The following is a 19,118-nucleotide window of genomic DNA, read 5'->3' as shown; positions in this document are numbered from 1 at the left end:
AGTTTTCCCAATCCGTTACATCAAACGTTGGTAGAGATCACGGTAGGCTTGTGCTGCCACCTGCCAGCTAAAGTCCATCGCCATTGCCTGGCGCTGAACATAGCGCCAGAGCGAAGGACGGGACCACAACACAAACGCGCGCCGGATGGCCCGAAGCAGTGACCAGGCGTTGGCATCTTCAAAACTGAATCCACTGGCGATGCCGTCGGCCAGATTCTCCAGTGAGCTGTCATTCACGGTATCGGCCAGCCCGCCGGTGCGGCGCACTAACGGCAACGTACCATACTTGAGGCCATAAAGTTGTGTCAGACCGCAGGGCTCAAAGCGACTCGGCACCACAATCACGTCTGCGCCGCCGACAATGCGGTGTGAGAACGCTTCGTGGTAGCCGATCTGCACGCCGACGCTGCCTGGATGCTCTGCTGCCGCCGCCAGGAAGCCCTGCTGCAGTTCAGCATCGCCCTGGCCCAGCAGCACCAGTTGACCGCCCTGCGCCAGCAAGCCGGGCAGCGCCTCCAGCACCAGGTCCAGCCCTTTCTGTTTGGTCAGACGGCTGATCACGCAGAACACCGGCGCTTTATCATCTACCTTCAGACCCATCGCCACCTGCAGCTGACGTTTGTTCTCCGCTTTCGCTTCCAGCGTGTCGCGGTTATAACGCGCGCTGAGCAGCAGATCGTGCGCCGGATCCCAGATAGAGGGATCAACGCCGTTGAGAATGCCGCTGAGACGGCCTTCACGCATCCGCTGTGCCAGCAGGGTTTCCATGCCGTAAGCATATTCGGCAGAAGTAATTTCATGGGCGTAAGTCGGGCTGACCGCCGTGATATGGTCGGCGTAAAAAAGTCCCGCTTTCAGGAAGGAGATCTGACCGAAAAACTCCAGCCCGTGCATGTTAAAGAACGACCATGGCAGGCCAATCTCTTCCATGTGGTGCGCCATGAACAGCCCCTGATACGCCAGGTTGTGCACGGTGAAGACCGATTTAGCCGGACGACCACGCGCTTCCAGATAGGCGCAGGTCAGGCCTGCGTGCCAGTCATGGGCATGCACAATATCGGGACGCCACATCGCGTCCATGCCGCACGCCAGTTCACAGCCAACCCAGCCCAGCAGCGCAAAGCGCAGATAGTTGTCGACATACGCAAACTGCGATTCGTCATGGTAGGGACTACCGGGACGATCGTAGAGGCCGGGAGCATCAATCAAGTAGATGCCCACACCGTTAAATTCACCAAATAGCAGACGTACATGACCGGCAAATGTTTCTCGCTCTGTCACGACCTGGAGATCAGGTATGCCTTTGCGCAATGCGGGAAAAGCGGGCAGTAGTACCCGCGTATCCGTGCCGCCCGCAATTTGTGCCTGAGGTAATGCCCCGACTACATCAGCCAGTCCGCCCGTTTTTAGCAGCGGGAAAAGTTCCGAACAGACATGTAAAACCTGCATCCTCGACCTCATTAAGTTATCCGACACGCTCCGCGTGCCGATTGCGTAAGTTTCGCTTATCGCTTACAGCCCCGCTTTGGCCAGCCTGGCCAGCATGGCGCGGGTTACCAGTACGATGCCTTCATCCGAACGGTGAAACCGGCGACTGTCTTCATCCGGGTTTTCGCCAATGACCATGCCTTCCGGTAACTCGCAGGCACGATCAATGACGCAGCGACGCAGACGACACGATCGGCCCACTACCACATCAGGCAGCAGTACAGTTGAATCTATATTGCAAAAAGAGTTAACGCGTACCCGCGGGAACAGCACCGAATTAACCACCACTGAACCGGAGATGATGCAGCCCCCCGAGACCAGCGAGTTCATGGTCATCCCGTGACTGCCGGAACGATCCTGAACAAATTTGGCAGGCGGCAGCGGCTCCATGTGGGTACGAATCGGCCAGGTGACGTCATACATATCGAGTTCAGGCATCACCGATGCCAGGTCGAGATTGGCGCGCCAGTAGGCTTCCAGCGTCCCGACGTCGCGCCAGTAAGGCGGCGCATTGTCATCGTTCTGTACGCAGGAGAGCGCGAAGGAGTGCGCATAGCCTTCGCCGCTTGCCACGATTTTCGGCAGGATATCTTTGCCGAAGTCGTGGTTAGAGCCTGGCGTCTGCAGATCCTCTTCCAGCAGTTCATAGAGATAGTCTGCATTGAAAACGTAGATCCCCATGCTGGCGAGCGCCTGGGTGTCATCACCCGGCATGGTGGGCGGTTTCGCGGGTTTCTCCACGAAATCGATCACCATGTTCTCTTCGTCCACCGCCATCACGCCAAACGCCGTGGCTTCATGCACCGGCACCGGTAAACAGGCGATGGTACATTTCGCCTCGTTGACCACGTGATCCAGCAGCATGCGTGAGTAATCCATCTTATAAATGTGGTCCCCGGCGAGGATCACGATGTACTGCGCCTGATAGCGGCGAATCACATCAAGGTTTTGCGTCACGGCATCGGCCGTCCCGCGATACCACTGTTCGGTCGAAAATCGCTGCTGCGCTGGCAGCAAATCGACAAACTCATTCATCTCTTCATTGAAGATCGACCAGCCACGCTGGATGTGCTGAGTCAGGGTATGAGACTGATACTGAGTAATCACGCCAATCCGTCGGATACCGGAGTTGACGCAGTTGGAGAGGGCAAAGTCGATAATGCGGAACTTGCCGCCGAAATGCACCGCCGGTTTGGCACGTTTGGCCGTTAAATCGACCAGGCGCGTGCCGCGTCCGCCGGCGAGGATCAGAGCAACCGTCTGTGTAGGGAGCTGGCGGGCCAGCATCAGGTGATCTGTTCTATCTAACTTAACCATGTCTGACTCCTTATGATTGCTTTTGGAACACGCACACACCGTGTGCGGGACCATGCCAGACAGTTAGCAGGATGGGGTTGTCGTCCCCGGCGAAAGGAGGAAGGGCGCGCCATTCTCCGTCTGGTAACACGATGTCATTCACCGTATCCGTGGCGTTTATTGTTATTAACCAGCGGCCGGACAGCAGGATCTGCAATCTGTGCATCCCCTGTGCCCATTCATCGTGTTGCAGTGGCTGGCCACCGGCATTGAGCCACTGCACATTGCCGTCACCGTCCTGCCACCAGCGATCTGCGGTCAGCGCCGGAATGCGCTGGCGCAGCTCGATCAGTGCAGCGGTGAATCCGACTAATCCCTTCTCATCCGCCTGCCAGTCAAGCCAGCTCAGGGCGTTGTCCTGACAGTAGGCGTTGTTATTGCCGCGCTGGGTGTGGCCGCGCTCATCGCCTGCCAGCAGCATCGGCGTGCCCTGTGACAGCAGCAGCGTCGTCAGCAGTGCCCGCACGCTGCGACGGCGACGTTCAATCACGTCGAAGCTGACGTTCAGCCCCTCTTTGCCGTGGTTGTGGCTGTAGTTATCGCCGTGACCATCACGGTTATCTTCCCCGTTCGCTTCGTTGTGTTTACGTTCGAAGCTCACCACATCCCACAGCGTAAAGCCGTCGTGGGCGGTGATCAGGTTAACCGTGGCGTGTGGCGACCGGTCATCATGCTGGTAGAGATCGCTGGAGGCGGCAAAGCGACGGACGAACTCGCCGTTGCTTATGTCGCCTTGCAGCCAGTAACGTCGCGCGGTGTCGCGAAACTGATCGTTCCATTCGGCAAACGGCGGCGGAAAACGACCAACCTGATAGCCGTCAGGGCCGATATCCCAGGGTTCAGCAATCAGCTTGACCTGAGAGAGCAGCGGACAGGCGCGTATCGCCTCAAAAAATGGCGCATCACGCTGGTAATCCGGTGTGCGGCCCAGCACCGGCGCGAGGTCAAAGCGGAAGCCGTCGACGTGGCAGACCCGCACCCAGTAGCGCAGCGCCTCTAAAGCCCACGTCATCACCTGCGGATGATGAATATTCAGCGTGTTGCCGCAGCCGGTCCAGTTCTGATAATCGCCCTGCTCATCGAGCCAGTAGTAGCTGGCGTTGTCGATGCCGCGCATAGAGAGCGTCGGGCCAATCTCATCCAGTTCAGCGGTGTGGTTGAACACCACATCCAGCAGCACTTCGATACCCGCGGCGTGCAGGTTTTTGACCGCCTGCTGAAACTCCTGCAACGGCGTCACGCCCGGCTGACCGGAGGCGTAACGGGGATCCACCGCCCAGAGCGCAAAGGGGTTATAGCCCCAGTAGTTGCTGAGGCCGAGCTGCAGCAGTCGCGGCTCGCTGGCGAAGTGCGCCACCGGCAGCAGCTCAAGGGTGGTAATCCCCAGACTGCGCAGGTAATTCACCATAACAGGATGACCGAGCGCCGCGTAAGTCCCGCGCAGCGTTTCCGGAATTTCCGGATGCTGCTGCGTCAGGCCGCGCACGTGGGCTTCGTAAATCACCGTGTTACCCCAGGGAATACCCGGTGCGACGTCGTCCTGCCAGTCAAAATCCTCCGCGACTACCCGTGACTTCGGCGCAATCGCCGCGTTGTCATGCGGATCGGGCTGCGCCTCGCCGCCATGAAACAGCGGGTCATCCGGTACATCGCCCTCAACCGCGCGGGCGCAGGGATCAACCAGCAGCTTCGCCGGATTAAAACGGTGTCCCTGCTGCGGTGCCCAGGGACCATGCACCCGGTAGCCGTAGCGCTGTCCCGGTTTTAACGCCGGAACATAACCATGCCAGATATCCCCGCTGCGGCCAGGCAGGTCAAGACGCTGTTCTGCGCCCTGCTCATCAAACAGGCAGAGCTCTACGCGCCCGGCATGCTGTGAGAACAGGGTGAAGTTAACGCCTTTGCCATCGTAACTGGCACCCAGCGGTTCGGGATCTCCGGCAGTGATGGTCATTCAGCCTCCCGCACCAGCCATACCGTTGCCAGCGGCGGCAGATTGAGACTCAGCGACTGCGGTCGCCCGTGGCTCTCCTGCTCATCGGTATGCACCCGATGGTTGCGCACGTCGCTGCCGTGATACTCATGCTGATCGGTATTCAGCACTTCACGCCAGTAGCCAGGCTGGTTAACGCCAAAGCGATAGCCCGGACGCGGCACCGGCGTAAAGTTACTGACCACGATCACTTCGTTGCCTTCACGGTCACGACGGACAAAGGCGAAGACGGAGTGTTCCGCATCGTTTACCACCAGCCACTCAAAGCCTGCCGGATCGAAGTCGAGCTGATGCAGCGGCGTGTAGTACTGATAGGTGTGGTTGAGATCGCGCACCAGACGGTGAACGCCGTGGTGCCAGTTGTCGTCCCCTTCCAGCAGATGCCAGTCAAGGCTGACGTCGTGGTTCCACTCGCGACCCTGGGCAAATTCATTGCCCATAAACAGCAGTTTCTTGCCGGGGAAGCCCCACATCCAGCCGTAGTAAGCACGCAGGTTGGCGAACTTCTGCCATGCATCGCCCGGCATACGATCGAGAATCGAGCGCTTACCGTGCACCACTTCGTCATGCGACAGCGGCAGCACAAAGTTTTCGGTGTAGTTGTACATCATGCCGAAGCTCATCAGATCGTGATGGTGCTTACGGTAGATGGGATCGACCTTCATGTAGTCGAGTGTGTCGTGCATCCAGCCCAGATTCCATTTGAACCAGAAACCCAGCCCGCCGTCTTCGGTGGGACGCGTCACGCCAGGATAGTCTGTCGACTCTTCGGCCATGGTCACCGAACCGGATGCCACGGTGCCGAGCGTACGGTTGGTGTGACGCAGAAACTCAATCGCTTCCAGGTTCTCACGGCCGCCATACTGATTCGGCACCCATTCCCCTTCGCTGCGGCTGTAGTCGCGGTAGATCATCGACGCCACCGCATCCACACGCAGGCCATCAATGCCAAAGCGCTCCGTCCAGTAGAGCGCGTTGCCCGACAGGTAGTTGCTCACTTCCCGGCGACCAAAGTTGTAGATCAGGGTATTCCAGTCCTGGTGAAAGCCTTCACGCGGGTCGCTGTGCTCATAGAGCTCGGTGCCGTCGTATCTTGCCAGACCGAAATCGTCGCTGGGGAAGTGGCCCGGCACCCAGTCGAGCAGCACGTTGAGGCCCGCTTCATGGGCGGCGTCAATGAAGGCGCGGAACTCGTCACGGGTACCAAAACGTCGGGTCGGCGCATACATGCCCAGCGGCTGATAGCCCCAGCTGCCATCAAACGGATGTTCGTTGATCGGCAGCAGTTCGATATGGGTAAAGCCCATCTCTTTGACGTAGGGCACCAGTTGTTCAGCCAGCTCTTTGTAGCTCAGCCAGAAGTTGTTGTCGGTGTGACGACGCCAGGAGCCCAGATGCACTTCATAGATGGAGATCGGCGCGTCGAAGGCGTTGGCCGCCTTGCGCTCCGCTTTCATCTCAACCGGCTCTGGCAGACCACAGATCATCGACGCAGTTTGCGGACGCATCTGCGCCTCAAACGCGTACGGGTCCGCTTTGATGCGCAGTTCGCCATTGGCGTCGATGATTTCATACTTGTAGAGCTGGCCGTTGACCGCGCCCGGTACAAACAGCTCCCAGATGCCCAGCTCCTGACGCAGACGCATCGGATGACGGCGGCCATCCCAGAAGTTGAAATCGCCAACCACTGACACGCGACGGGCGTTGGGTGCCCAGACGCAGAAGCGGGTGCCGAAGACGCCATCGATGACGTCGCCGTGCGCGCCCAGCGTCTCATAAGGGCGCAGGTGTGTCCCTTCCGCCAGCAGCCACAGATCCATCTCCTGCAGCAGCGGACCAAAGCGATAGGCATCGTCTATCAGGTTTTGCTGGCCGTGCCAGTTCACCGCCAGCTGATAGCGGAACGGGTTTTTGCGGCGTGGAATAACGCCACTGAAGAAGCCACGTGCATCTTCACACACCAGCTGAGCCAGTTTGCGCCCGGTGGAGGTTTCAATGACCCACACTTCAAGCGCTTCGGGGAGCAATGCCCTGACTTCAAGGCCTTGCTGAGTTCGGTGCATCCCTAGTAACGAAAAAGGGTCGGCATAATTACCCGCAAACAGGGCATTGATCGCATCGCGATCGGGAAGCTCTGACATGACTTTCTTCCTGTGATAATTGGCAGCCGAAATGAACGCGACACAGCCTGTCGCGGTTCACCTGCGCTGCTCTTCATTGAGCCATACGTACAACGACAAAGAAGTCAGGCCATTCCGTGGGAAAAGTGTTTTTGCCGTGTACCACAACCATTTAATCCGGAAAGCACAAGAGTTACCTGTGGCACATCATGGTTAAATCATAGCTTGGTCACGGCACTTGCCATGGACTAAAGCAAAATAATCTTTACCGACCGGCAAAAAAGGGAAGTTGATCACTGAGTAAGCGAAACGGCAGATTGTTTCGTGTACGACAAAAACAAAAAAGGCCGGATAAATCCGGCCTTTGGCGATGTTTTCTGTTTAGCTGGTTAACAACCGCAGCATGCGACGTAGCGGTTCGGCTGCGCCCCATAACAGCTGGTCGCCCACCGTGAAGGCGGAGAGATATTCCGGCCCCATATTCAGTTTACGCAACCGGCCAACCGGCGTGGTCAGCGTACCGGTGACAGCGGCAGGCGTCAGTTCACGCATCGTCAGTTCGCGGTCATTCGGCACCACTTTGACCCACTCATTATGAGAGGCCAGCAGCTGCTCAATTTCAGCCAGCGGCAGGTCGCGTTTCAGCTTCAGCGTAAAGGCCTGGCTGTGGCAGCGCAGTGCCCCGACGCGCACGCACAATCCATCCACCGGAATGACGTTACGGGTGGCGAGGATCTTGTTGGTTTCCGCCTGGCCTTTCCACTCTTCTCGGCTCTGACCGTTTTCCAGCTGTTTGTCGATCCACGGGATCAGGCTGCCCGCCAGCGGCACGCCGAAGTTATCGGTCGGCAGGGTGCCGGAACGGGTGAAGTCGGTCACGCTACGCTCGATGTCGAGGATGGCGGAGGCCGGGTTCTGCAGCGCAGGCGCAACGTGATCGTGCAGCATGCCCATCTGGGTCAGCAGTTCACGCATGTGGCGCGCGCCGCCGCCAGAGGCCGCCTGATAGGTGGCAACCGAAGCCCACTCCACCAGGTCCTGAGCAAACAGGCCGCCCAGAGACATCAGCATCAGGCTGACGGTACAGTTACCGCCGACAAAGGTTTTGATCCCACTGTCGATACCCTGGCGAATCACCGCATGGTTGACCGGATCGAGGATGATGATGGCATCATCTTTCATGCGCAGCGTGGAGGCCGCATCAATCCAGTATCCCTGCCAGCCGCTGGCGCGCAGCTTTGGATAGACTTCACTGGTGTAGTCGCCACCCTGGCAGGTAATAATGATATCCAGCGCCTGAAGCGCCTCAATATCAAACGCATCCTGCAGTATGCCCTGCTGTTTGCCCGCAAATGCGGGTGCCGCCTGACCATGCTGCGACGTCGAGAAGAAGACCGGATTGATTGCATCAAAATCACGCTCTTCACTCATGCGGGACATCAGCACGGAGCCGACCATACCGCGCCAACCAACAAAACCTACATTCTTCATGTCGTGTCCGTCTAAGGCAGTTACACCTGCTTTTCATTTCAGAGGAGAGAGCTGCGTGCTATTTTCACGCCGCTCTGCGTAATAATAAGATTTACCTGTGTCCCTTCACTCTACAAAATGCAGGCCGGGTAGCAAGTGAATTAATTCGATTACGCTAACTTTTTCAGCAGCGTAACTAATAACTCCGCTTTTTCGTGAACAACATGGCGTAAAACCGATGACTGAAATGATTTCAGCGACAATATTATTGTTGTTAATTATGGATCCGCTGGGCAATCTGCCGATTTTTATGTCGGTTTTAAAGCATCTGGAGCCGAAACGGCGGCGAGTGGTGCTGATCCGTGAAATGTTGATTGCCCTGATCATCATGCTGCTGTTCCTGTTTACCGGTGAACGCATCCTGGCATTTTTGAATCTGCGTACTGAAACGGTGTCGATTTCCGGCGGGATCATCCTGTTTCTTATCGCCATTAAGATGATTTTCCCGTCGGCGGAAAGCAGCAGTTCTGGTTTACCGGCGGGTGAAGAGCCCTTCCTGGTGCCACTGGCGATCCCACTGGTAGCCGGGCCATCGCTGCTGGCGACGCTGATGCTGCTGTCGCATCAATATCCGCATCAGATGTCGCACCTGGTCGGCGCGCTGCTGATCGCCTGGGGCGTGACGGTGGGTATTCTGCTGATGTCAGGTCTGTTCCTGCGGCTGCTGGGCGACAAAGGCGTGAATGCGCTGGAGCGGCTGATGGGATTAATACTGATTATGCTGGCAACTCAGATGTTCCTGGACGGCATTCGGGCTTATCTGAAGTTATAACCGCACCTTTGCCCTTTTGCCCTTTTGCCCTTTTGCCCTGGCAGGCTGGCAGGCTGGCAGGCAACCGCATTAATCCAGCCTGTTTATCACAAAGTTACGGCATTGAAATGAACAATATTATTTATATAATGAGGTTGTTATTGCCCTTTTTTTTCGGCGCGCTCTATCTGATAACAGGTTACGTCTCCCTTCAGGAAGTGCTGCAGTATGCCAACGGCGGCCATTCAGGAGTGATCACCGATATGCGCAGTTATCTGGTTGCCCCGCTACTCTGCGCGTTGCTCTGGCTGCTGGTTTATCTGGTAGCGTGGTGGGGTTTCAGAAAAATTGCCTTTCTGTCCGCGGCTAAAGAAACAGCCTTTCAGGCACTATTCTTTCTGGCAAATATACTCTGTTTCGCTGGACTGACCGTATTATCCGTCTCGGGCCGGAAAGCGGCATTGAATGACGTGCAGCTGATGCAAGTTGACGTCACTGATTTTGCCTGGGTTTACTTACTTGCCGCCGCCATTACGCTGGTTGTTTTTGCTGTGATAAGAAGAAAATGGGCATGAACAGGCTGCTGCAGATTATCAAAAGCTGTCTGCTGCGTACGTTTAACTATGAAGGGCGTGAAGGAAGGACGAGTTATTTTATTTTTCTGCTATTTCAGCTGGTCTGGTTCTGCAGTTATCTGCAATGGTTTACCGGGCCACAGCATGAAATAGGCTTAGTCGCGCTGCTGCTGTTTATTTTGCCTGTTTTTTCCTGCGGGGTGAGGAGAATAAATGACTCTGGCTATTCACGCGGCGTCATTGTCCTTTTGGTGGTGGCGCCTTATCTGCTGTTCCCTTTTTTACTCTTCCCCCCCTCGCGGGAAAAAAACCTGACGGACCGATAGCCCGTCGGGTTGGTCAGGAAAGCAGTGCGAAAGCAATCATACCTACGATAGCCCCGGTAGTGCCGAGAATGGTTTCCATCAGTGTCCAGGTTTTCAGCGTTTCCGCTTCGCTGGCCCCCGTGAAGCGACCAAACAGCCAGAACCCGGCATCGTTCACATGGCTGATAATGATTGAGCCACCGCCGATGCAGATCGACAGCGCCGCCAGCTGAGCGCCGCTGTAGTGCAGCGGTTCAATCACCGGCATGATCAATCCGACCGTGGTCAGACAGGCGACTGTTGCCGATCCCTGAATCACCCGCACCGCACCTGACAGGATAAAGCAGGCCAGCGCAATCGGCAGTCCTGCGCCGGTCAGCGCATTGCCCAGCACCGGACCCACGCCGGAGTCCACCAGCACCTGCTTAAACACGCCGCCCGCGCCAATCACCAGCAGGATAATACCGGCCGGTTGCAGCGCGCTGCCACACACCTGCATTACCCGCTCTTTATCCATACCCTGACGGTAAGCCAGGCCATAAATCGCCACCAGCAGCGCCAGCAGGATTGCGGTGAAAGGATGGCCGATAAATTCCAGCCACTCATACAGGGTGGTGCCTTCGGTCGTGAAGCGTGCGCCGATGGTTTTCAGGCCAACCAGCACCAGCGGAAACAGAATCAGTGAGAGGCTGAAGCCAAACGACGGCAGCTTGCTCTCATCGACATCCGGTTGATGATCTTCCGGCGGCGCGCTGAACGAGACGTGGTTGCCAATGAAGTTGCCAAACAGGGGCCCGGCAATCAACATGCCCGGGATCGCCGCACAGAGACCCAGCAGGATCATCCAGCCAAAGTCTGCGTGCATCTGCGAGGCCAGCAGCATCGGGGCCGGTCCGGGCAGCAGAAACGCCGCCGCTGCGGCCACACCGGCAAACAGCGGGATCACCAGCTTCACCAGATTGCCGCCGGTACGCCGTGCCACCGCAAAAGCAATGCTGATCAACAGCACGACTGCCACCTCAAAAAAGAGCGGCAGCGCGCAGATCAGACCGGCAATGCCCATCGCATAATGGGCACGGCTCTGACCAAAGGTTTTCAGCATCCGGATGGCGATCTGATCAACTGCACCGGTTTCATGCAGGATTTTGCCGAACATAGCGCCCAGCGCGACCACAATCGCGAGGAAGCCGAGCGTGCCGCCCATCCCCTTCTGCATGGTTTCAGCGATTTGATTCAGTGGCATGCCGGAGAACAGCCCGGCACCGATGGACACTAACATCAATGCGACGAAGGCGTGCATACGGGCCTTCATCACCAGGAAAAGCAGCAGCAGCACGGAGCCTGCTGCGGTTAAAACGAGTGTTGCGGTATTCATCTCTAACCCTGGCTGATAGCGTCCTGGATAGTCGCAACCGTAGCTGCCACCACATCGTCCAGTGAATGCGCGATATCCACCACCAGTACATCCGGCTCGTCCCGCCCTGGCTCTTCCAGCGTCGCAAACTGCGTCACCAGCATCTGCGGCTTGAAGAAGTGGCCTTTACGCGCTTTCAGGCGAGCTTCGATGGTGTCGAAGTCGCCCTTCAGGTAGACGAAACGCAGATTGTCATTTCCCTGACGCAGGATGTCGCGATAACTTTTCTTCAGGGCTGAACAGACAATCACGGAAATCGCCTGGGTGCGCTGCATAGCAAACGCGGCGTCGTTCAGTGCCTGTAACCACGGCTGGCGATCGTTGTCATCCAGCGGATGACCATCGGCCATCTTCAGGATGTTGGCGCGTGGGTGGAGAAAATCACCGTCAAGAAAGGCTGTATTCAGCTGGTGAGAGACCTGATTGGCGACGGCAGACTTTCCGCTGCCTGAAACGCCCATCAGGATAAAAACGTGATGCGACGGGGATTGCGTTGTCATTTTTCTGCTCCGGCAGGTGAGAATTTGCCAATGTTACCGATAACAATGTCGTTTCTCATTCTCCTGGCCGCTTAACAGCCTGGCAACCTTTTTACCAGGAAATGCATGAAAGTGTGAGCTGACTCATAAAAACGCCACAATCAGATGCTGCCACCTTCACTGATCTCAAAACCGACATCCAGCGGCTGGCAGGTGCTGGTTTCTCCGGCAATGCGCGCCAGCAGCAGCGCCGCAGCTTCACGCCCCATGCGGTCGCGTGGCGTCAGCACTGTTGCCAGTTGTGGCGTGACAACCTGACTGATGTCATGGCCGTGGAAACCGGCTATCGCCATCTGAGAGGGCACCTGCAATCCCTGGCGCTGGCACTCAAACATCGCGCCGACCGCCAGGTCGTCATTGGTACAGAACAGGCTATCTGTTTCAGGGTAAAGGCGCTGCGCCTCACGCAGCAGATCACAACCGGCGCTGAATGAAGAGGCATCTTCCATCATCACACTGCGTGGCGTCAGCCCCGCTTCGCGCATCGCGATTTCGTAACCGCGCTGCTTCTGCAGCGTACGTTCATCCAGGCGTGCGCCGAGGTAGACAGTATGACGATGACCTTTACTGAGGATTGCCTGCGTCATCTGCCGGGCCGCTTCAACGTTATCAAAGCCTACCGCCATATCCAGGCAGGGCGTGACGCTGTCCATCACCTCAATCACCGGGATACCGGCCACTTCCAGCATGCGCAGCGTGCCTGGTGTATGAGTGCGTTCGGTGAGGATAACCCCATCAATGTTCCAGCCCAGCAGCGAGCGCAGTTGCAGCTCCTCTTTTTGCGGGTTGTAACCAAAGTGGGCGACCAGCGTCTGATAGTTGGCTTCGTCGGTGACGGCTTCGATGCCGCGCAATACGTCAGCAAAAACCTGGTTTGTGAGTGACGGCAGCAGTACGCCAATGGCGCGGCTGGTGGCGTTAGAAAGCATATCGGGGGCGCGATTGGGGATATAACCCAGCTCATCCAGTGCCACCGCAATCTTATCCCGCAGGGCAACGGAGACCTGCTCTGGATTACGCAGGTAACGGCTGACGGTCATTTTAGTAATGCCGACGCGATCGGCAACGTCCTGTAATACCGGTCTTTTCTTCTTCATCGTAGCGCCTGGGATCGCCCTTAAAGCTAAAGTACGATGAGTCTATCACTTTTCTGTCACAAAATTGCCAACCGGGCGCGACGATGCGCGCCCGTTATCTGCTTAGACCGGTGGCAGATCAAACAGCAGGACTTCTGCAGCCGAGCTGGCTTCAATGGTCAGCGCGCTTTCGTCCCAGATCGCCAGGGCGTCGCTGGTGGTGATCGCGTTGCCGTTAACGGTAACATCACCTTTCACCACCTGAATCCAGATACGACGTCCCGCATCAATCGCGACATTGTCCTGTTCGCCGGCAGCCATTACCCAGCGCGATAAGGTCATGTCCTGAAAGACTTTCAGCGATCCTTCACGGGCATCCGGGCTTAACACCAGCTGACGTCCCTGCACATCCGGGAAGCGGCGCTGATCGTAGCGTGGCTCGATACCGGTACGCTCAGGAATGATCCAGATCTGATAAAGGTGCAGCGGCTCGCTTTCGCTGGCGTTGTACTCAGAGTGACGTACGCCGGTGCCGGCGCTCATAATCTGGAACTCCCCTGCCGGGATCTGCTCTTTGTTGCCCATGCTGTCCTGATGCTCAACCGTACCGGAGAGCACGTAGGTCAGGATTTCCATATCCTTGTGAGGATGGGTACCAAATCCCTGACCGCCATCAATCACATCTTCATTGATGACCCGCAGCGCGGAGAAACCCATAAAGTTCGCATCGTGATAGCTGGCGAAAGAGAATGTGTGCCAGCTATCCAGCCAGCCATGGTTTGCGTGACCGCGTTCTTCAGCTTTGCGTACATAGATCATGTTCAAATCTCCTCAATGTTTTTTATAGTCTGTCCCTGAGGGGGTCTGATTGATAGCTGAAAAACTTCACGCCTCTGTTCAAAATAGTTGAATGAGCATTGAGCAGTGACTGAAAAGCACTGAAGAAGGGCAGGCAAAAAAAAAGCCAGCGGATAAGCTGGCTAAATAATACTGGAAGCAATGTGAGCAATGTCGTGCTTTCTCAGGCTGTCGGGCGACCTCCCGAGAATGCATGACAATAATAATCATTATCATTCGCGTCTGTAAAGTCATTTTCACATTTTTTACCCTGATTAACGCGGTGAATACCTTGATGTTTAAAGGGTTTTAATGGGCTAAAGGAGAAACCATGAATGAAATAGTTGTCCGCCACGTCACGCCTGAAGATGCTGCTGCGCTGCACAGGATTTACGGTCAGCCAGATACCCAGGCCAGCACACTTCATTTGCCCCACTCATCACTCCAGATGTGGCATACCCGTCTCGCGACGCCTCAGCCCCATGCGCATCTGCTGGCGGCCTGTATCGATGATGTCGTCGTCGGTCAGTGTGCGCTGCATGTGGAAGAGCGCGCCAGACGCCGTCATGTCGCCTCACTGGGTATGGGCGTGGATGAACGCTATCGTCAGCGTGGCGTCGGAACCGCACTCATGCGTGAAATGGTCGCGTTGTGCGACAACTGGCTACAGGTGAGCCGAATGGAACTGACAGTATTCGTCGATAATGGCCCGGCTATCGCCCTTTATCAGCGTTTCGGTTTTGAGATTGAGGGAACGGCTAAAGGCTTCGCAATGCGGCACGGTGAACTGATCGACGCGCATTATATGGCGCGGGTTAAAGCCTGACGTGTGTGAAAAAGGGCACTTTTCAATGCCCTCCAGACCGATGACAAACCCAAAAGTTAACGAACATGGCAGCAACTTATTAGCCTAACGCGCAGGGAACACGGGCAGAAGAGGAAAGCGTCCCGCGCCAGGGACGGCGCGGGCCGAGCAGTCAGGGATGACGCTTTTGCGTCTTTCCGATCTGACCGTGTTCCCTGAGCAGGCTCGATCTCACAGCCACTCAACCCCGTCCTGGCTATCAGATATCAATAACCCGCACTCAAATCATCGATGCTCCGCGGATCGGAAGCGCCATAGAGCATGCCATCCGGCCCGATCATGATGCTCTGCGTACTGCCCATCGACGGCAGTACCTTCACATGCTGACCTTTGGTTTCCAGCAGACGCAGCGTATCGGGACTGAAGCCCTTCTCCACCCGCAGCTGATCCGGCAGCCACTGATGATGGAAGCGCGGCGCATTAGTGGCTTCCGCTACGTTCATCCCGAAATCGATGCTGTTAACCACCATCTGCAACACCGTGGTGATAATGCGGCTGCCGCCAGGACTGCCGGTCACCAGCCAGGTTTTGCCCTCTTTGGCGACGATGGTCGGCGACATCGATGACAACGGACGTTTCGCCGGTTGCACCGCATTCGCTTCCCCGCCGACCAGTCCGTAGACATTGGGCGTGCCGGGCTTGGCTGAGAAGTCATCCATCTCGTTATTCATCAGGATGCCGCTGTTGCCCGCCACAATTCCGCTGCCGAAATAGGTGTTAAGCGTATAAGTCACCGCGACCGCATTCCCCTGCTTATCCACCACCGAGAAATGGGTAGTCTGATTGCTTTCATAAGGGTCGAGCTTGCCCGGTTTGATCTCGCTGGAAGGCCGCGCCTTCGCCACATCGATCTGCTGCGCCAGGGTTTTGGCATAGGCTTTACTGGTCAGCGCCTGCCACGGCACCTTCACGAAATCGGGATCGCCGAGATATTCCGAACGGTCCGCGTAGGCATATTTCTCCGCTTCTGCCATCACCTGCATGGCATCAGCACTGCCAAAGCCCATCTTCGCCAGATCGAAGTTCTCCAGGATATTCAGAATCTGCACGATGTGGATGCCACCGGATGACGGCGGCGGCATTGAGAAGACTTCATAGCCACGGTATGTCCCGCTAATGGGCTTACGCTCGACCGCACGATAGGCCGCCAGGTCAGCTTTGTTGATCAGGCCGCCATGCTGCGCCATCTCTCCGGCGATCTCATCCGCGATTTCACCTTTGTAAAAGGCATCCGGCCCCTGACGGGCAATCAGTTGCAGGCTGTGAGCCAGGTTTTTCTGCACCAGCCGATCGCCCTTCTGCCACGGCGTACCGTCCGGTTTGTAGAAGATCGCTTTGCTGTTGGGATGGGTGATCAAAACTTCTTTGCCATAGGTCTTCAGGTCATCCGCCAGCGCATCGTTGACCGGAATACCGTCACGCGCCAGTTTGATCGCCGGAGCCAGCAGCGTGCTCAGCGGCAGAGTGCCATATTTCTGCGCAGCCAGCGCCAGTCCGGCTACGGTGCCCGGCGTGCCGGAGGCGAGATGTGATGTCAGCGACAGCTTGCTGTCGGCGTTGCCCTGCTTATCCAGGAACATGTCACGCGACGCGTGTCCCGGTGCCATCTCACGGAAATCGATAGCCGTGGCGCGGCCAGAGGCAGTGCGCAGCAGCATAAAACCGCCGCCGCCGAGGTTGCCCGCCTGCGGATGGGTCACGGCCAGCGCAAAGCCCACCGCCACCGCGGCATCCACCGCATTGCCGCCCTGACGCAGGATCTCCACGCCAACCTGCGTCGCCATCGCATCCACTGACGCTACCATGCCGTGCTGCGCTTTTACCGGGTGAAAAGTGTCACTGTCCACACCGTAGGAGACCGGAGGAGCCTGCGTTGGCGCGGCGTTAGCGCCTGCCACTACGGTGAAACTCATCACCAGCGACCAGCTAAGCTGACGCACTGTTTGCTGCATTTTCATCCTGCCACCATCCTATATTGTTATTTACATTTTTTTATCATTTCTGCAAGTGCCTACAAATACAGCAAAATAACCGGGGTTAAGTCAAATCAGGAATAGATCGGAAAGTAAGGTCTGTGATATCGGGTAAACTTATGGCTACGACCCTGATATCGGTGTACGCCGTTGTGCACCCAAAACCCTGTCGCTTTAAGGAAGGAGGAGTGATGAAAAAGTGGATGATTATTCTGGCCGCTCTGCTGCCTTTCGCCAGTCAGGCGAACACGCTGAACAGCACTAACGATCCGAATAAACCTGGCTATAACCCCAGCCAGCAGCGGATGCAGTCGCAGATGCAGACCCAGCAGCAGCAGCAACAGCTGAAGCTGCGCCAGGATCAGCAGCGTCAGACGCAGGACACGCAGCGTAAAATGCAGGAGCAGCGGAACAGCGCCCAGCAGCGGGTGATTACCACGCAGCCGGGCCAGCAGAACCAGAATCAGAATCTAAACCAGAACTAATGAAAATCGGGGCCGATGATGTCGATGGCATCAGTACAGATGGCATCGACGCCCCATTTCAGCAATTCCCGCGCCCGATCCGGGCTGTTCACGGTATAAACCAGAATCTTCAGGCCTGCGGCTTTCAGTTCGGCGACCCGCTCAGCGGTCAGCACCTTATGATTAAGGTGAATTGAGACGCACGCCAGCGCAGCTGTTTTCTCCTGCCACTGCGGGTCCCAGCTGTGCGACAGCAGGCCACGCGGCAACTGCGGCTCTGCCTTCATCGCGGCTTCCAGCGCCTCAAAAGAGAACGAAGAGAGCAACGGTGCGACCTGATCCTGCCACAGTATCGCGGCAGCCTGTGCCACGGCGCGTCCGGTTTCAGCATCGCTGCCGGTGGTCGGTTTGATTTCGATGTTCGCCATCATCTGATGCTGACGGCAGCGTGCCGCCACCTGATCCAGCCGCGCCAGCTTTTCACCGGTAAACGCGTTGCTAAACCAGCTGCCCGCATCAAGCTGCGACAGCTTCTCCCACGGCAGCTGACCCGCCACGCCCCAGCCGTTGCTGGTGCGATCGAGCGTGTCGTCATGCAGCAGGAAGATCTGCGCATCGGCCGATAATTTGGCATCAAATTCAATCATCTGATGACCATATTTCGCGCCGGTGTCGATCGCCGCCAGCGTATTTTCCGGTGCCAGTTTACCGCCGCCGCGATGGGCGACGATGCGGGGATAGGGCCAGTGTTGTGTGCTCATTCCAGACGCTTTCCATGAGTTGAATCGAAGAAGTGTAACGCATCTGACGGCAGATGCAGCCACAGCGTACTGCCTGGCTGCGGGCGTTCACTGTGGGCTAAGCGTACCACCAGTGGCGTGTCACCGATGCGGCCATGTGCCAGATTATCAGCCCCCAGCATCTCCAGCGTGTCGACCCGCAGCGGCACGCTGCCCTGCTCGCGGCTACTGAGCCGGATGTGCTCTGGCCGGATGCCCAGCACCACCGGTCGGTTAGCCCATTTCGCTTTTGTATCGCTGAGCGGCAGGGCGTGCGAGGCGTCGAGGTCAAAGCGTGATCCATCGCTGCTGAACTGCCCTTTCAGCAGATTCATGGCGGGCGCGCCAATAAACGAGGCAACAAACTGGCTGGCGGGACGCTCATACACCTCGACTGGTGTGCCGAGCTGCTCGACCACCCCTTTGTTCATCACCATCACCCGCTGCGCCAGCGTCATCGCCTCCACCTGATCGTGGGTAACATAGAGGCTGGTGGTCTGTAAGCGGCGATGCAGCTGCTGCAGTTCCAGCCGCATCTGCACCCGCAGACGGGCATCAAGGTTGGAGAGCGGCTCATCAAACAGAAAAACTGCCGGTTCACGCACGATCGCGCGGCCCATCGCCACGCGCTGCCGCTGTCCGCCGGAGAGTTCGCGAGGCCGACGCATCAGCAGATGATCCAGTTCCAGACTGCGCGCCGCGTCGAGCACCCGCTGGCGGACCTGCTCTTTGCCCATGCCACGGATTTTCAGGCCATAGGCCATGTTCTCCTCCACCGACATATGGGGATAGAGCGCGTAGTTCTGGAACACCATTGCAATCCCGCGATCTTTTGGCTCTTCCTGAGTAACGCGCCGGTCGTCGATATAGATATCGCCGGAGCTGACGCGCTCCAGTCCGGCCACCATGCGCAGCAGGGTCGATTTACCGCAGCCGGATGGCCCGACCATCACCATAAATTCGCCGTCATTGATGGTGACATTCAGCGGCTGGATGATCTGATTTTTGCCATCGTAGGATTTGGTTACTGCCTGAAGGGTTACGCCTGCCATC

General features: G+C 57.1%; 17 protein-coding genes. 5 read left to right on the top strand and 12 right to left on the bottom strand.

Translation table 11 applies throughout. The features are described from left to right. Positions 1 to 15 precede the first annotated feature (15 nt). From glgA to asd, 5 genes are all read right to left on the bottom strand, one after another. Positions 16 to 1,449 carry a glycogen synthase GlgA gene (gene glgA, locus ACXKZD_RS01675; RefSeq protein WP_010253243.1) on the bottom strand — a complete coding sequence of 478 codons (1,434 nt, stop codon included), beginning with the start codon at positions 1,447 to 1,449 and terminating at the stop codon, positions 16 to 18. Positions 1,450 to 1,512: 63 nt separating this feature from the next. Then, a complete protein-coding gene (gene glgC, locus ACXKZD_RS01670) occupies positions 1,513 to 2,805 on the bottom strand; it encodes a glucose-1-phosphate adenylyltransferase (protein ID WP_010253246.1) in 1,293 nt (430 codons plus the stop codon). A 10-nt stretch (positions 2,806 to 2,815) separates the two neighbouring features. Further along, positions 2,816 to 4,798: a glycogen debranching protein GlgX gene (gene glgX, locus ACXKZD_RS01665; protein ID WP_424995416.1), complete on the bottom strand. Its 1,983-nt coding sequence runs from the start codon at positions 4,796 to 4,798 to the stop codon at positions 2,816 to 2,818. Then, positions 4,795 to 6,978 (bottom strand): 1,4-alpha-glucan branching enzyme, encoded by a 2,184-nt coding sequence (glgB, locus tag ACXKZD_RS01660; RefSeq protein WP_033780976.1) that lies wholly within the window; start codon positions 6,976 to 6,978, stop codon positions 4,795 to 4,797. Before glgB ends, glgX begins: the two co-directional genes overlap by 4 nt. Before the next feature lie 360 nt (positions 6,979 to 7,338). Next, entirely contained in the window at positions 7,339 to 8,448 is a 1,110-nt protein-coding gene (asd, locus tag ACXKZD_RS01655; RefSeq protein WP_346458637.1) for an aspartate-semialdehyde dehydrogenase, read from the bottom strand. Positions 8,449 to 8,665: 217 nt separating this feature from the next. Between asd and ACXKZD_RS01650 the strand changes: the two genes are divergently transcribed. The 3 genes from ACXKZD_RS01650 (at position 8,666) to ACXKZD_RS01640 (ending at position 10,139) form a co-directional block, all read left to right on the top strand. Then, complete coding sequence (locus tag ACXKZD_RS01650; RefSeq protein WP_003853054.1) at positions 8,666 to 9,259, top strand: YhgN family NAAT transporter; 594 nt, start codon at positions 8,666 to 8,668, stop codon at positions 9,257 to 9,259. 107 nt (positions 9,260 to 9,366) lie between these two features. Beyond that, positions 9,367 to 9,813, top strand: coding sequence for a hypothetical protein (locus ACXKZD_RS01645; protein WP_488981829.1), 447 nt, complete (start codon positions 9,367 to 9,369; stop codon positions 9,811 to 9,813). Further along, positions 9,810 to 10,139, top strand: coding sequence for a DUF805 domain-containing protein (locus tag ACXKZD_RS01640; RefSeq protein ID WP_336999672.1), 330 nt, complete (start codon positions 9,810 to 9,812; stop codon positions 10,137 to 10,139). Before ACXKZD_RS01645 ends, ACXKZD_RS01640 begins: the two co-directional genes overlap by 4 nt. Positions 10,140 to 10,152: 13 nt before the next feature. On the opposite strand, the gene gntU is transcribed toward ACXKZD_RS01640, so the two are convergent. From gntU to ACXKZD_RS01620, 4 genes are all read right to left on the bottom strand, one after another. Further along, a complete protein-coding gene (gene gntU / locus ACXKZD_RS01635; RefSeq protein ID WP_033759040.1) occupies positions 10,153 to 11,493 on the bottom strand; it encodes a gluconate transporter in 1,341 nt (446 codons plus the stop codon). A 2-nt stretch (positions 11,494 to 11,495) separates the two neighbouring features. Then, positions 11,496 to 12,032, bottom strand: coding sequence for a gluconokinase (gene gntK / locus ACXKZD_RS01630; protein WP_033759042.1), 537 nt, complete (start codon positions 12,030 to 12,032; stop codon positions 11,496 to 11,498). Positions 12,033 to 12,172: 140 nt separating this feature from the next. Next, positions 12,173 to 13,168, bottom strand: coding sequence for a gluconate operon transcriptional repressor GntR (gene gntR / locus ACXKZD_RS01625; protein WP_010253274.1), 996 nt, complete (start codon positions 13,166 to 13,168; stop codon positions 12,173 to 12,175). Between the two features lie 102 nt (positions 13,169 to 13,270). Then, positions 13,271 to 13,966 (bottom strand): pirin family protein, encoded by a 696-nt coding sequence (locus ACXKZD_RS01620; RefSeq protein ID WP_010671535.1) that lies wholly within the window; start codon positions 13,964 to 13,966, stop codon positions 13,271 to 13,273. A 349-nt stretch (positions 13,967 to 14,315) separates the two neighbouring features. Between ACXKZD_RS01620 and ACXKZD_RS01615 the strand changes: the two genes are divergently transcribed. Then, positions 14,316 to 14,810, top strand: coding sequence for a GNAT family N-acetyltransferase (locus tag ACXKZD_RS01615; RefSeq protein WP_010671533.1), 495 nt, complete (start codon positions 14,316 to 14,318; stop codon positions 14,808 to 14,810). 245 nt (positions 14,811 to 15,055) lie between these two features. On the opposite strand, the gene ggt is transcribed toward ACXKZD_RS01615, so the two are convergent. Then, positions 15,056 to 16,807: a gamma-glutamyltransferase gene (ggt, locus tag ACXKZD_RS01610; protein WP_029519453.1), complete on the bottom strand. Its 1,752-nt coding sequence runs from the start codon at positions 16,805 to 16,807 to the stop codon at positions 15,056 to 15,058. 206 nt (positions 16,808 to 17,013) lie between these two features. On the opposite strand from ggt, the gene ACXKZD_RS01605 reads away from it, so the two are divergent. After that, positions 17,014 to 17,307 carry a DUF2756 domain-containing protein gene (locus ACXKZD_RS01605; protein WP_010253283.1) on the top strand — a complete coding sequence of 98 codons (294 nt, stop codon included), beginning with the start codon at positions 17,014 to 17,016 and terminating at the stop codon, positions 17,305 to 17,307. On the opposite strand, the gene ugpQ is transcribed toward ACXKZD_RS01605, so the two are convergent. Both ugpQ and ACXKZD_RS01595 read right to left on the bottom strand, forming a co-directional pair. Continuing rightward, the gene (ugpQ, locus tag ACXKZD_RS01600) at positions 17,304 to 18,047 is read right to left on the bottom strand and encodes a glycerophosphodiester phosphodiesterase (RefSeq protein ID WP_033785690.1); all 744 of its coding nucleotides are present in this window, start codon (positions 18,045 to 18,047) and stop codon (positions 17,304 to 17,306) included. The two genes, ACXKZD_RS01605 and ugpQ, sit on opposite strands and share 4 nt — an antisense overlap. Beyond that, a complete protein-coding gene (locus ACXKZD_RS01595) occupies positions 18,044 to 19,117 on the bottom strand; it encodes a sn-glycerol-3-phosphate import ATP-binding protein UgpC (RefSeq protein WP_488981828.1) in 1,074 nt (357 codons plus the stop codon). The genes ugpQ and ACXKZD_RS01595 overlap by 4 nt, the downstream gene beginning before the upstream one ends. Position 19,118: the final 1 nt, after the last annotated feature.

It is taken from the genome of Pantoea sp. ABR1s, assembly GCF_057812235.1.
Note: the sequence above shows the minus strand (reverse complement) of the source record. Positions and strands in the feature narration are given on the sequence as shown.

Bases quoted from the DNA above. Each gene is read 5' to 3' on its own strand.
- glgA (WP_010253243.1), bottom strand. From the start codon at position 1,449: ATGCAGGTTTTACATGTCTGTTCGGAACTTTTCCCGCTGCTAAAAACG.
- glgC (WP_010253246.1), bottom strand. From the start codon at position 2,805: ATGGTTAAGTTAGATAGAACAGATCACCTGATGCTGGCCCGCCAGCTC.
- glgX (WP_424995416.1), bottom strand. From the start codon at position 4,798: ATGACCATCACTGCCGGAGATCCCGAACCGCTGGGTGCCAGTTACGAT.
- glgB (WP_033780976.1), bottom strand. From the start codon at position 6,978: ATGTCAGAGCTTCCCGATCGCGATGCGATCAATGCCCTGTTTGCGGGT.
- asd (WP_346458637.1), bottom strand. From the start codon at position 8,448: ATGAAGAATGTAGGTTTTGTTGGTTGGCGCGGTATGGTCGGCTCCGTG.
- ACXKZD_RS01650 (WP_003853054.1), top strand. From the start codon at position 8,666: ATGACTGAAATGATTTCAGCGACAATATTATTGTTGTTAATTATGGAT.
- ACXKZD_RS01645 (WP_488981829.1), top strand. From the start codon at position 9,367: ATGAACAATATTATTTATATAATGAGGTTGTTATTGCCCTTTTTTTTC.
- ACXKZD_RS01640 (WP_336999672.1), top strand. From the start codon at position 9,810: ATGAACAGGCTGCTGCAGATTATCAAAAGCTGTCTGCTGCGTACGTTT.
- gntU (WP_033759040.1), bottom strand. From the start codon at position 11,493: ATGAATACCGCAACACTCGTTTTAACCGCAGCAGGCTCCGTGCTGCTG.
- gntK (WP_033759042.1), bottom strand. From the start codon at position 12,032: ATGACAACGCAATCCCCGTCGCATCACGTTTTTATCCTGATGGGCGTT.
- gntR (WP_010253274.1), bottom strand. From the start codon at position 13,168: ATGAAGAAGAAAAGACCGGTATTACAGGACGTTGCCGATCGCGTCGGC.
- ACXKZD_RS01620 (WP_010671535.1), bottom strand. From the start codon at position 13,966: ATGATCTATGTACGCAAAGCTGAAGAACGCGGTCACGCAAACCATGGC.
- ACXKZD_RS01615 (WP_010671533.1), top strand. From the start codon at position 14,316: ATGAATGAAATAGTTGTCCGCCACGTCACGCCTGAAGATGCTGCTGCG.
- ggt (WP_029519453.1), bottom strand. From the start codon at position 16,807: ATGAAAATGCAGCAAACAGTGCGTCAGCTTAGCTGGTCGCTGGTGATG.
- ACXKZD_RS01605 (WP_010253283.1), top strand. From the start codon at position 17,014: ATGAAAAAGTGGATGATTATTCTGGCCGCTCTGCTGCCTTTCGCCAGT.
- ugpQ (WP_033785690.1), bottom strand. From the start codon at position 18,047: ATGAGCACACAACACTGGCCCTATCCCCGCATCGTCGCCCATCGCGGC.
- ACXKZD_RS01595 (WP_488981828.1), bottom strand. From the start codon at position 19,117: ATGGCAGGCGTAACCCTTCAGGCAGTAACCAAATCCTACGATGGCAAA.